Annotated in this window: 12 protein-coding genes; 8 read left to right on the plus strand and 4 right to left on the minus strand. The window is 71.6% G+C overall.

Going from position 1 to position 12081, the window contains the following annotated elements:
* Positions 1 to 26 precede the first annotated feature (26 nt).
* Positions 27 to 1646, minus strand: a complete 1620-nt coding sequence (locus E1285_RS45475; protein WP_165966549.1) for an anibiotic ABC transporter — start codon at positions 1644 to 1646, stop codon at positions 27 to 29.
* Complete coding sequence (locus tag E1285_RS10850; protein ID WP_132150742.1) at positions 1643 to 2563, minus strand: ABC transporter ATP-binding protein; 921 nt, start codon at positions 2561 to 2563, stop codon at positions 1643 to 1645. Before E1285_RS10850 ends, E1285_RS45475 begins: the two co-directional genes overlap by 4 nt.
* Before the next feature lie 126 nt (positions 2564 to 2689).
* Here E1285_RS10850 and E1285_RS10855 point away from each other — a divergent pair, with 126 nt between their 5' ends.
* The 7 genes from E1285_RS10855 (at position 2690) to E1285_RS10885 (ending at position 9757) form a co-directional block, all read left to right on the plus strand.
* Entirely contained in the window at positions 2690 to 3463 is a 774-nt protein-coding gene (locus E1285_RS10855; RefSeq protein ID WP_165966550.1) for a TetR family transcriptional regulator, read from the plus strand.
* 523 nt (positions 3464 to 3986) lie between these two features.
* The gene (locus E1285_RS10860; RefSeq protein ID WP_132150746.1) at positions 3987 to 5345 is read left to right on the plus strand and encodes an ABC transporter substrate-binding protein; all 1359 of its coding nucleotides are present in this window, start codon (positions 3987 to 3989) and stop codon (positions 5343 to 5345) included.
* 14 nt (positions 5346 to 5359) lie between these two features.
* Positions 5360 to 7423: an ABC transporter permease gene (locus E1285_RS10865; RefSeq protein ID WP_132150748.1), complete on the plus strand. Its 2064-nt coding sequence runs from the start codon at positions 5360 to 5362 to the stop codon at positions 7421 to 7423.
* Positions 7404 to 8105 carry an ABC transporter ATP-binding protein gene (locus E1285_RS10870; protein ID WP_132150750.1) on the plus strand — a complete coding sequence of 234 codons (702 nt, stop codon included), beginning with the start codon at positions 7404 to 7406 and terminating at the stop codon, positions 8103 to 8105. Before E1285_RS10865 ends, E1285_RS10870 begins: the two co-directional genes overlap by 20 nt.
* Positions 8102 to 8821 (plus strand): ABC transporter ATP-binding protein, encoded by a 720-nt coding sequence (locus tag E1285_RS10875; protein WP_132150752.1) that lies wholly within the window; start codon positions 8102 to 8104, stop codon positions 8819 to 8821. Before E1285_RS10870 ends, E1285_RS10875 begins: the two co-directional genes overlap by 4 nt.
* The gene (locus E1285_RS46545) at positions 8818 to 9246 is read left to right on the plus strand and encodes a hypothetical protein (RefSeq protein ID WP_207946525.1); all 429 of its coding nucleotides are present in this window, start codon (positions 8818 to 8820) and stop codon (positions 9244 to 9246) included. The genes E1285_RS10875 and E1285_RS46545 overlap by 4 nt, the downstream gene beginning before the upstream one ends.
* 127 nt (positions 9247 to 9373) lie before the next feature.
* A complete protein-coding gene (locus E1285_RS10885; protein ID WP_132150754.1) occupies positions 9374 to 9757 on the plus strand; it encodes a group 1 truncated hemoglobin in 384 nt (127 codons plus the stop codon).
* 73 nt (positions 9758 to 9830) lie between these two features.
* On the opposite strand, the gene E1285_RS10890 is transcribed toward E1285_RS10885, so the two are convergent.
* A complete protein-coding gene (locus tag E1285_RS10890) occupies positions 9831 to 10445 on the minus strand; it encodes a glyoxalase (RefSeq protein WP_132150756.1) in 615 nt (204 codons plus the stop codon).
* Between the two features lie 58 nt (positions 10446 to 10503).
* Complete coding sequence (locus E1285_RS10895; RefSeq protein WP_132150758.1) at positions 10504 to 11484, minus strand: WYL domain-containing protein; 981 nt, start codon at positions 11482 to 11484, stop codon at positions 10504 to 10506.
* A gap of 135 nt (positions 11485 to 11619) precedes the next feature.
* Between E1285_RS10895 and E1285_RS10900 the strand changes: the two genes are divergently transcribed.
* Positions 11620 to 12015 (plus strand): RidA family protein, encoded by a 396-nt coding sequence (locus E1285_RS10900; protein ID WP_132150766.1) that lies wholly within the window; start codon positions 11620 to 11622, stop codon positions 12013 to 12015.
* Positions 12016 to 12081 lie beyond the last annotated feature (66 nt).

Here is a 12081-nt window from a genome sequence, read left to right on the forward strand (position 1 = left end):
GGACGGCTGGAGCGGGGGCACGCGGGTCAGAAGGTCAGGTCGCGGCGGCGGAAGGCGGCCAGGCCGGCCGCCGTCAGGGCGGCGGCGCCCGCGGCCAGTGCGGCCAGGGGCAGCAGGGTCAGGTCGGACGACGGCAGGGCCGGGGTGTGGGTGAACGGGGACAGGTTCGTGGCCCATTGCGGCAGTTCCAGGATCGGGCCGACCTGGCCGATGAGCAGGCACACGGCCAGCGCCGTCCAGGAGATCGCCACCGACCACTTCGGCAGCAGGCCGATCGCCGCCACGGCGAAGCCGGCCAGCGCCAGCGTCGCGGGCAGCTGCACCATGGACGCGCCGAGCAGCGCGGGCACCTTGTCGAAGGAGCCGGCCGCCGCCGCGTACGCCAGGCCGCCGGCCAGCCCGTTGACGGCGAGCACGGCGGCGGTCCCGAGCATCGCGCAGGCGATGTGCGCGGCCATCCACCGGGGGCGGCTCACCGCCGTGGCCAGCACCCCCTCCAGCGGGCCGGTCTCCTCGGCCCGCATCCGCAGCAGCGCCTGGACGGTGTACCCGGCGATGATCACGCCGGTGAGGCTCAGCATCGCGGAGAAGTAGGCGTCCACCAGGTCGCCCGAGCCGCCCAGCCGGCCGATGATCTCGGTCAGGTCGTCGCTGGTGCCGAGCAGTTCCTCGGCCTGGTCGCCGACCGCGCCCAGCATCCCGCCGACCACCAGCATCCCGGCGGCCCAGCCGTACAGGACGCCGCGCTGCAGCCGCCAGGCCAGGCCCAGCGGGCTGAGGAGGCCGGGCGGGGCGGTGGCCGGGCCGCGGCGTACCGGCAGCATCCCGGTGCCCACGTCGCGGTGGTCGGTGAGCCGGTACGCCGTCGCGACCAGCACGATCAGCAGCGTGGCGTGCAGGAGCAATGGCCAGGGCCGGTCGGCGGCGAACGGCTCGGTGCGTTGCGCCCAGCCGAGCGGCGAGAGCCAGGACGGCCACAGGCTGGTTACCCGCAGGGCGCCGGCCTCGGCCGGGGCGAGGCCGTCCCCGAGGCCGCGCAGCAGGTAGGTCAGGCCGAGGACGGCGGCGGCGATGCCGTTGGCGGCGCGCGCGCTCTCGGTGATCTGCGCGGTCACGGCGGCGACGCCCGCGAAGGAGGCGCCGGTCGCGCCGATCGCGGCGCCCAGCATCAGCGATCCGGCGGCGGGCAGCCCGCCGGCCGCCAGCGCGGCGGTCACCAGCGCCGCCAGCAGCGCGTTGGCGCCCAGCGTGACCAGCAGCGCGGCCGACAGCGCCGCGTGCCGCCCGACGATCATCGAGCCGATCATCTCGGCCCGTCCGGTCTCCTCGTTCTGCCGGGTGTGCCGCACCACCATCAGGATGCTCATCAGCGCGGTGAGGATGGCGACGAGGCTGTATGTCTCGGCGACGACGATGCCGCCCTGGTTCGCTTCCGGGACGACGCCGTTGAACACCCGGGAGACCGCGCTGGAGACGTTCGACCGGGCGTAGGCGGCCTGCTCCTCCTCGGTCTGGTAGAGGCCGGAGATGCTGGAGGCCACCAGGCCCGTGACCGCGGTCAGGCCGAGCAGCCACAGGGGCAGCTGCACGCGGTCGCGGCGCAGCGCCAGCCGCGCCAGGCGGAAGGTCGCGGTGAACGTCGTCATCGGACGCTCTCCACCGTGGCCGCGTCCTGGTCGCCGTAGTGCCGCATGAACAGTTCCTCGAGGGTGGGCGGATGGCTGGTGAGGTCCCGCACGCCGTGCTCGGCGAGGTAGCGGTGGACGTCGGCGAGCGCGCCGGTCTCCACCTCGAAGGTCGCCCTGGTCTCGTCGCCGTCCTCGATGCGCAGGTCGTGCACGCCTTCGAAGCGGTCAAGCTCGGTGGGCGGCAGCGCGGTCCGCACGGTCATCGTCGTGCGGGTCAGGTGGCGCAGCTCGGCCAGCGTGCCCGACTCGACCGTGTGGCCGTCGCGGATGATGGACACGCCGTCGCACAGCTTCTCCACCTCGGCCAGGATGTGGCTGGAGAGCAGGACGGTGCGGCCGCGTTCCTTGGCTTGGCCGACGCAGTCCTGGAACACCGAATCCATCAGCGGGTCCAGCCCGGACGTGGGCTCGTCCAGGATGTAGAGCTCCACGTCGGACGAGAACGCCGCGACCAGCGCCACCTTCTGCCGGTTGCCCTTGGAGTAGGTGCGGCACTTCTTGGTGGGGTCGAGCTGGAAGCGCCGGACGAGCTCGTCGCGGCGGGCGCGGTCGAGCCCGCCGCGCAGGGAGCCGAACAGGTCGATGGCCTCCCCGCCGGACAGGTTGCCCCACAGGTTGACGTCGCCTGGGACGTAGGCCAGCCGCCGGTGCAGTTCGACGGCGTCCCGCCAGGGGTCGCCGCCGAGCAGGCTCACCTCGCCCGAGTCGCGGCGCAGCAGGCCCAGCAGCACCCGGATGGTGGTCGACTTCCCAGCGCCGTTCGGGCCCAGGAAGCCGTGCACCTCGCCCGTCCGGACGGTGAGATCCAGCCGGTCCAGCGCCCGCACGTCGCCAAAGCTCTTGGTCAGTTCGCTTACACGGATGGCTTCGGTCATGGCGCGATGGGTCCCCTTTCCTCATGGTCAGCCGTCCCCGCCGGTGGGCGTTCAATTACTGACCTCCGGTCAGTATCGATGGTAGAGGGTGCCCCCGCGCGGGGCCAAGCGGGTTACGTTGAAACGGTGAACGAGAAGAAGTGGCCGGATACGCGGGGTCGGATCCTGGAGACCGCGCTGGACCTGTTCTCCGAACGCGGCTACCAGGGCAGCTCGATGCGGGAGATCGCGGACCGCCTGGACATCACCAAGGCCGCCGTCTTCTACCACTTCCCGTCCAAGGCCGCCCTGCTGGCGACGCTGTGCGAGCCGCTCACAGAGGAGCTGGAGGACGTGCTCGCCCACGCATCGCGCGTCGAGGACCGGGTGCAGGCCCGGCGCGAGCTGATCGAGGGCGCGCTCGACGTCTACATCCGCAACCGCAAGCTGCTGTACGTGATCGTGCAAGACCTGGCGATACTGACGCAGGACGGCACGTTCCTGCAGTTCATCTCCCTGATGCAGCGGGTCCATGACGACTTCGTCGGACCGGACCCCGACATCAGCGTCCGCGTGCGCGCGGTGCAGATCTTCGCGATGCTGGGCGATCCGGTCTTCTTCTGCCGTGACGTCCCGATCGACCGGCTGCGCGCGGAGATCCTGGCCGGGGTGTGGGCCCTCCTCGACGATCCCACCACGTCCGGACTGGTCACGCGGGAGGAAGCGGAACTGGGGCCGCGCACCCCTCCGCCCGCCAAACGGCGGGCGGGCCGGCCGAGCGTGATGGACGAGGCCAAGGCCGAACTCGCCCGGCGCATGTACGCGGAGGGCGGCCACAGCGTCGGCCAGATCGCCGAGCGGCTGGGCGTCTCCCGCGCCACGATCTACCGTCACCTGGGTGAGCGCGCCGCATCCGGGTGATTTTGAGTCGGTTGTGAGACGGTTTCGAAACATATTTTGAGACGGCTCCTCCGCCGGCGCCGTCCGAGGTGAGAGCCCCGCGGACCGCGGTGGCGCCCTCCGGGTGGCCGCCGCGGCGGCCCGGCCTGCGCTGAACGCGCTCCTCGCGTGCTCCCTCGACCGGCCTCCGTCACGGCGGTGAGGAGTGCGGCGCCCGGTCTCTCCTGACATGTACATTCTCAATTCTGAATGCTTGATTTGCTTGCAGTGAGAATGTAGTTTCCAGCCATCGAGGAGGCGGGATGCGATGTCTGGACGCAGGGCGAGGGGGCCGGCCGGGCCCCGGACGCCGCGACCGCTCAGGCCGGCGCGCGCCCCGCTCCCGCGACGTCATCGACTCACGGCTCGGCTTCGCTCCCGAATTCGCCGCCCAGGCCGAGGAGACCCCAAGGGCCCCGGCCCGGACCGGGACCGCGCACGCGCCCTCACAGCGGTGGACGCGGTCACCTGATCACCGACATCGGGGTTCGGTTCACGAGGAGGAATGTTGAGACCTTTGATCATCGGGCTGCTCGTCATCGCGCTCGCCGGATGCGGCGCGCGAGGCGGCACCGAGAACGACGGCGGCGATTCGGCCGCGGCCGTCCCGAAGCAGGACCTCGGCACGCTGAAGAACGTTTGCGGGCCGGGTGAGCCCAAGCCGTCCGGCGCCCAGGGCGTCACCGACTCCGAGATCAAGGTGGGCGTCTTCACCGACATGGGCTTCAGCAAGAAGCCGGAGATGGTGGACGCCGCCAAGGTGTTCACCGAGTGGTGCAACGCGGCCGGGGGCATCGACGGGCGCAAGATCGTCCCCGTCACCCGCGACGCCAGGCTGATGGAGGTCCGCCAGCGCATGACCGAGGCGTGCAAGAGCGACTTCGTGCTCGCCGGCGGCTCCGCCGGGCTGGACGGGCAGGGTGTCGAGACCCGGCTGACGTGCATGCTTCCCGAGTTCCCCGCGCAGTCGAGCCAGGCGCAGGCACGCGGCGCCGACCTCCAGGTGATGGCGAACGGCGCCGCGCTCGGCTACAACGACTACGCGGGCTTCTACAGCTGGCTGATCAACGAGAAGTACCCGTCCTCGAAGAGCGACGTGGGCGTCATCGCGGGCGACTCGCCCGTCACCAAGGTCATGATCGGCCAGCACACGGAGACCGTCGCGGGAGTCGGAGGCAAGGTCACCTACACCGGGCTGTACCCGGTCAGGGGCGTGTCGGACTGGACGCCGTTCGCGCAGGCCATGAAGGACAAGAAGGTCAAGGGCCTGGTCTTCCTCGGGCAGCTCGACCATCTGGCCAAGCTGGTGCAGTCGCTCACCAGCATCGGCCACAAGCTCGACTGGATCGACACCACCAACAACGCCTACGGTCCCCAGTTCATCCAGCTGGCAGGCGCGGCCCTGAAGAGCCAGCCCTCGTACGCCGACATCAGCGGCATGCACCCGCTGGAGAAGGCCGCCGCCAACCCGGCGACCCAGCAGCTCGTCACCATGTTCAAGCAGTACGCGCCGGACGCCGAGGTCAACCTCCCGGTGCTGCGCTCCTTCTCGGCCTGGCTGCTGTTCGCCAAGGCGGCCGGGGCCTGCGACGAACTGACCCGCGCGTGCGTGCTCGAGAACGCCAAGAAGGAGACCGAGTGGACGGCGGGCGGCCTGCGGGCGCCGCTGGACCTGTCGGATCCGGCCTCACCGCCGAAATGCTGGAACGCCGTCCACGCGACGCCCGACGGCTGGGAGCCCGCGGACTTCGGAGCCAACAGCGGCGCCTACCGGTGCGAGGACGTCTCACACAAGTACACCGGCGAATACCCGAGCCCGCTGACGCTGAAGGACGTCGGCAAGACCATGGCGGACCTGAAGTAGGACCGGCCGCGATCATGGACAAGTTCCTCACCTTCGGGATCGTCGGTCTCAGCACCGGCGGCATCTACGCGGTCATCAGCAGCGGGCTGGTCCTGACCTACACGACCACCGGCATCTTCAACTTCGCCCACGGCGCGGCGGGGATGCTGGCGGCGTTCGCCTACTGGCAGCTGACCGGAGGGTGGGGCCTGCCGGTCCCGATCGCGCTCGCACTGGTGCTGCTCGTCCTCGCCCCGCTCTTCGGCCTGCTGGTCGAGCGGGTCATCATGCGCCCGGTCCAGGGTGTGGGCGAGGTCGAGCGGCTGGTGGTGACGATCGCCCTGCTGACGGGGCTGATCGCGATGGCCCGGTGGATCTGGGACCCGAACGTCGCCCGTCCGCTCATGCCGTTCTTCGCCGACCGGCCGGCGATCCGGCTGGGCCCGGCGACGATGACGTGGCACCAGCTCGTCACGCTGGTGGTCGCGGCGGTCGTGGCGATCGGGCTGTACGCGGTCCTGTACGGCACGCGGCTCGGCGTCGGGATGCGCGCGACGGTCGACGACCCGGCCCTCGCGCGGCTCAACGGCGGCGACCCCGTCGTGTCCGCCCAGGCGGCGTGGGTACTGGGCACGGTGCTGGCCGCGCTCGGCGGCATCCTCATCGCGCCGAGCATCCCCCTGGACGCCGCCAACCTGTCCCTGCTCATCGTCAGCGCGTACGCCGCCGCCATCTTCGGGCGGCTGCGGAGCCTGCCGATGGCTTTCGTCGGCGCCATGGTGGTGGGCTGCACCGAGAGCTACCTCACCGGCTACCTTCCGCAGAACGAGTACCTCCCCGGGCTGCGGATCGCCGCGCCGGCGCTGCTGCTCTTCGTCGTCCTGCTGCTGTTCCCCAACCCCCGGGTGCGGGGGAGCGTCCGGATCACCCGCTCGCTGCCCACCCCGACGATCAAGGGCACGCTGGTGTTCGGCGCCTGCCTGATGGTGTTCGCGGCCATCCTCGCCACCACGCTCAGCGACCCCGACGTGATCACCTACGGGCAGATCTTCCCGATGTCGGTCATCGGGCTGTCCATCGTCGTCCTGACCGGCTTCTCCGGGCAGATCTCGCTCGCCCAGCTCGGCCTGGCCGGCATCGGCGCGGTCGTCTGGGCCGGCGTGGGGGCGAGCGGCAACCCCCTCGCGCTGCTCGCCGTGGTCGCGGTCTCGGCCGTGGTGGGCGCGCTGATCGCGATCCCGGCGCTGCGGCTGTCGGGAATCTACCTGGCCCTCGCCACCGCCGCGTTCGCGCTGATCCTCGACGGCTGGATCTTCACGATGCCCGTGGACTGGCTGTTCAGCGGGGGCAGCAACGAGGTGACCCCGATCTTCTCGGGGCAGCGCGTCCAGATGATGTTCGCCGCGGCCGTGCTCGCGGCGCTGTGCCTGCTGGTCGCCGCGGTCCGCCGCGGCTTCTTCGGGCGCCGCCTCATCGCGATGCGCGACAGCGAGGCCGCCTGCGCCACCCTGGGCGGACGGCTGCTGGTCACCAAGGTCGCGGTGTTCGCGCTGTCGGCGGCGATCGCCGGGCTCGGCGGCGCGCTGTACGGCATGCAGGCGCGCAGCATCACACCGGACCACTTCACCCTGGTGGCCGGGCTGCCGATCTTCCTGCTGGTGATCATCGGCGGGATGGCCGCGGTCGGGTCGGGCTTCTTCGCCGGCGTGAACCTGGCCGGGATCATGCCCGCGGTCACCGCGCTGTGGCCCGGGGCGCACCACGTGTCGTCGCTGCTGGTCGGGCTCGCGGGGATCGGCATGGGACGGCATCCCCAGGGCGTCGTCCCCTACTTCCGGGATTCGTGGGACCCGCTCCGCCGCTTCTGGGCCCCGCTCGCCGCGATCGTCGGGACGCTGTGGGGGCTGCGCCTGCTCGACGTCGTCGACGGCTGGGTGCTGGCGTTCGGGTCGGTCGCCGCGATCCTCGCGCTGCGCGAAGCGGTCAGGCCGCGGCCGCCGAAGACGCCCGCCGACGTGCCGCTGGAGTGGCGCGGCGTCCGGCGGCCCTGGAAGCCCTCAGACCGGGAGGAGATCCTCGATGGCCTTGCTCGAAGCTAGGGCGGTGACCGTCCGGTTCGGCGGCAACGTCGCCCTGTCGGAGGTGGACCTCGCGGCGGAGGCCGGTCAGGTCACGGGACTGATCGGCCCCAACGGCGCCGGCAAGACCACGCTGTTCAACGTGGTCTCCGGGCTCGTCCGGCCCAAGTCGGGACGCGTCGTCCTCGACGGGACGGACGTGACCCGGCGCGGCCCCGCCGCCCGGTCCCGCCGCGGCCTCGGCCGCACCTTCCAGCGGCTGGAGGTCTTCGGACACCTGTCCGTGCTCGACAACCTGCGGGTCGCCGCCGAGTTCCGGCGCGGGGGCCCGCCCGTCGACGGGATCCTGCGCAGGCTCGGCCTGGAGGACATCGCCGACGTGCGGGCCGACGCGGTGCCCACCGGCCGCGCGCGCCTCATCGAGCTGGGCCGGGCGCTCGCCGTCCGGCCCAAGGTCCTGCTGCTCGACGAGCCGGCCTCCGGCCAGGACGAGCACGAGACCGGGCGGTTCGGGGAGCTGCTGCGCGAGCTGGCCGCCGGCGGGCTCGCGGTCGTCCTTGTCGAGCACGACATGCGCCTCGTCATGGCCGCCTGCGACGTCGTGCACGTCCTGGACCTCGGCAAGGTGATCGCCAGCGGCCCGCCCGACCGTATCCGCGCCGACTCCGCGGTGCTGGACGCCTACCTGGGGACCGCGTCATGACGGATCGCCGCCGCGGCCTGCTCGAACTTTCCGGCGTCCATGCCTCCTACGGGCGCATCAGCGTGCTGCACGGCGTCGACCTGTCCGTGGGCGCGGGGGAGATCGTGGCCCTGCTCGGCCCGAACGGCGCGGGGAAGAGCACCACCCTGAACATCGCGGCGGGCCTCCACCCGGCCGACCGCGGTGAGGTCCGCGTCGGCGGGCGGGCCCTGACCGGCGCCGACCCGGTCGAGCTGGCGCGGCGCGGGGTGTGCCTGATCCCCGAGGGGCGGGGCGTCTTCCCCAACCTGACCGTGCGCGAGAACCTCTGGATGATGACCTGCGCCGGCGTGGACCGGGCCACCGTGGAGGAGATCGCCTACACCCGGTTCCCCAGGCTCGCCGAGCGGCGGCGGCAGGCCGCCGGGACGCTGTCCGGCGGTGAGCAGCAGATGCTCGCGCTGGCGCGCGGGCTGGCGGCCGACCCGGCCGTCCTGCTGATCGACGAGCTGTCCATGGGCCTCGCCCCGCTGGTGGTCGCCGAGTTGTACGGGCTGGTCGTCGAGATCGCGCGGAGCGGCGTCGCGGTGCTCGTGGTCGAGCAGTTCGCCAGCACCGTGCTGGAGATCTGCGACCTGGCGGCGGTGATGGTGAACGGCCGGATCGAGCGCGTGGACGCCCCCGGCGACGACCTCCTGGCCGATCTGTCGGCCCTCTATCTGGGAAGTGCGACATGACCGAGACATCGACGAAGTCCACGACCGAGCCGCCCGCGGCCGGGACGGCCGGTAGCGGGGCGGTGGAGACCCGCGCGGACCGGTTCGTCCGCCAGATGGCCGAGCTGCGCATCCCCGACCCGTCGGCCGGCCGGGCCCGGCTGTGGCTGCGGTCCGGCGTCGTCCTCATGGTCGCGGGCCTGGTGGCGGGGGTCGCCGCCTACCTGCTGTCCATGAGCACCACCGACGCGCTCCGCCAGCGGGACGCCCTGGCGATGGGGCTGGGCGGCATCTGCGCCTGCATCGTCGGCAGCGCCCTGTACGTGCGCTACACGCTCACCGACGTCCTCCGATTCTGGTTCGCGCGCCTCACCCTGTCGGTGGAGGCGCCGCCCGAAAGCGGCGAGGCGGCGACGGCCGAACAGCCGCGGCAGGACGAAGACTGACCGGGTTCCTCCGTCGCCGCCGGGCGGGCCGCTTCAGGCACTGGCGTCCTCACCGTGATCACCGTACCCTGGGGCCCGCGGCTATTGGCGAGGTGCCAATAAGTGGCCGCGCGACGAGGAGGCTGGAATGAGCATCTACGAGTCGATCGGCGGAGAAGAGGCCCTGACCACGGTGGTGGACGGCCTCTACGAGAAGATCATCGCCGACGAGATGCTGAACCCGTTCTTCGCCGGGATGAACGTCGGCAAGCTGAAAGGCCGCCAGGTCGAGTTCTTCGGCCAGGCGCTCGGCGGGCCGATGGTCTACCAGGGCGGCACGATGAAAGCGGTCCACCTCGGGCTGGGCATCGAGCGCCGGCACTTCGACCGGGTCGCCGAGCACCTGGTGGCCTCACTCGCCGAGGCGGGCGTTCCCGAGGAGACCATCGCCGAGATCGCCGCGGTGGTCCTGCCGCTCGCCGACGACATCGTCGCCGGCACGACCTCCCCGGAGACGGTCGCGGCGGAGTGAGCGGCTCGACCGGCTGGTCGTGCGCTCCGTCCCCGGCGTGTACAAGGCCGTGAAGCGGAACGGCCCGCCTTGATCAGGACTTCGAGGACACCCACGCGAAGTCGTCCGGGTCGGTGAACGGGCCGGCCTCGCTGCCGATCCGGAGCCGGTGCGATCCGCTGCCCTCGGGGTCGACGCCGGCGACCTTGGCGAGGCCGCGGCGCTTGTACAGCGACAGCTTGACGGGACTCGACGGATCGGAGAACTCGACGTACTTGCCGCCGTAGCTCTTCGTCGCTTCGAGGCCCTGGTCGACGTAGAACCTCTTGCTCGCGGCGACGTCCTCGACCCCGAGCTGGAGCACGATGTCGTCGATCTTCCGGGAGGCCGGGCCGGTGTCCTTCTTCGACGAGGACGCGACCGTCCAGACGGTCCCGTCCGGGGCTCGCACGGCGCCGCCGTAGCCCCAGAGCGACTTCTTGGCCGGTTTCAGCGAGGTGGCTCCGGCGTCGAGGGCGGCGTCGATCAGGGCGTCGCCGTTGGCCGGCTGGGCGACGATGATCGACATCGTGAACCCGCGGAAGCCGCTGGTCGGTGCCTCCGAGGAGTCCAGCCGCACCCGGTCGTCCAGATCGAGGGCGTTCGCGTAGAAGTGTCCGGCGGCCGTGAGGTCGGTCACCTCCAGGGTGACGAATTCGACGTAAGCCATGCGGCCATGCTAGGCGCGGGCATCGGGGACGCACTTCTCGAATCCTGATCGTTTCCGGTCATGATTCGGAGGACGCTTCGTAGCGTGCGGCGATCGCGGCGGCGCGGTCGCGCAGGGAGCTGCGCAACCACTGCGGAGCCAGGGCTTCGGCGTTCGCGGCGAGCTGCCACAGAGCCCATTCGGCGTGTCTCGGATCCTGGAAGGTCACCGTGAGCCGCAGTCGGCCGTCCGCGTCGGTCTCTTCGGCCAGCACGGCCAGCGCCGTGTCCAGCAGGTCTTCCCGCCGTGCCGGGTGCAGCCGTACCAGCACGGTGACTCGGTCGCCGCCGGTCCGGAACCGCGTGCTGCGTTCCTGCCAGGTCCGGTCCAGATCGACCCGGTCCGGGCGCTGTGCGGGTTCGTCGAGTTCCCGGGCGGCCAGGATGCGGGACAGCCGGTAGGTGCGGTCCGCGCCGGATCTCGTTGCCAGCAAGTAGCCAAGGTCGCGCACGGTGACCAGGCCGATCGGGTCGACCGTGCGCCACCGCGGCTCCTGGTCCGTGGCCGCGTAGCGGATGCGCAGCCTGTGTCCGGCGAACACCGCGCGCCGGACCTCGGCCACGATGGCGTCGGGCACCTCCTCGGCGGCCACGCGGCGCGACAGCAGGTCGGTCTCGGGGTCGATCAGCAGCCGCTCGGCCACGCCGGCCGCGGCGTCCCGGTGAGTCTCGGGCAGCGCGTCGACCACCTTGAGCATGGCCGAAGCGAGCGCCGACCCGAGCCCGAACGCCTGCGCGCCGCGCCGCGATCCGGCGATCAGCAGGGCGAGGGCCTCGTCGTGGCTCAGCCCGATGAGCTCCGTCCGGAAACCGGGCAGCAGCGCGAAACCGCCGTGCCGGCCGCGTTCGGCGTAGACCGGGACGCCGGCCGCGGACAGTGCCTCGATGTCGCGCAGCACGGTGCGGGTGGACACCTCCAGCTCGCGAGCGAGCGTGGCCGCGGACAGCCGGCCGCGCTGGCGCAGCAGCAGCACCAGGGAGACCAGCCGGTCGGCGCGCATACGAGAACTTAACAGGAATACACGACACAGGATGTCGTGATTCGTTGGGAGGCTCTCGACACGACGTCGGAACAGGCGGCTACCGAGCCGATGGACATAAGTGTCGTCGACGAATCGAATGGAGCTGGTGTGGCTATGGAGCGAACGGCGGTCAACCCGTGGACGTGGTCGGCGGAACTGGGGTACCACCAGGGCGAGATCGTCTCCGGGCACGCCCGGACCCTGTACTGCTCCGGGCAGACCGCGATGAGCGGCGACGGCAAGCCCCAGCATGACGGTGACATGGCGGCGCAGCTGGCGCTGACCCTCGACAACCTGGAGGCCGTTCTCGGCGAAGCCGGCATGTCCCTGGCGGACCTCGTCCGGCTGAACGTCTACACCACCGACGTCGACCTGCTCTTCCAGCACTACGGCGTGCTGGCGTCGCGGCTGGGCGCCGCCGGGGTGGCGCCGGCCACCACGATGCTCGGGGTGACGCGGCTGGCGATCCCCACCCTGATGGTCGAGTTGGAGGGGACCGCCGTCGCGTGATGCGACCTCGCCTCCTGCCCTGCTCGCGCCGGTTCGACCGGTACGAGCAGGGCAGGAGGCGAGGTC

The sequence above is a fragment of the Actinomadura sp. 7K507 genome, from assembly GCF_004348425.1.
In the GTDB taxonomy this organism is placed as follows: Bacteria; Actinomycetota; Actinomycetes; order Streptosporangiales; family Streptosporangiaceae; genus Spirillospora.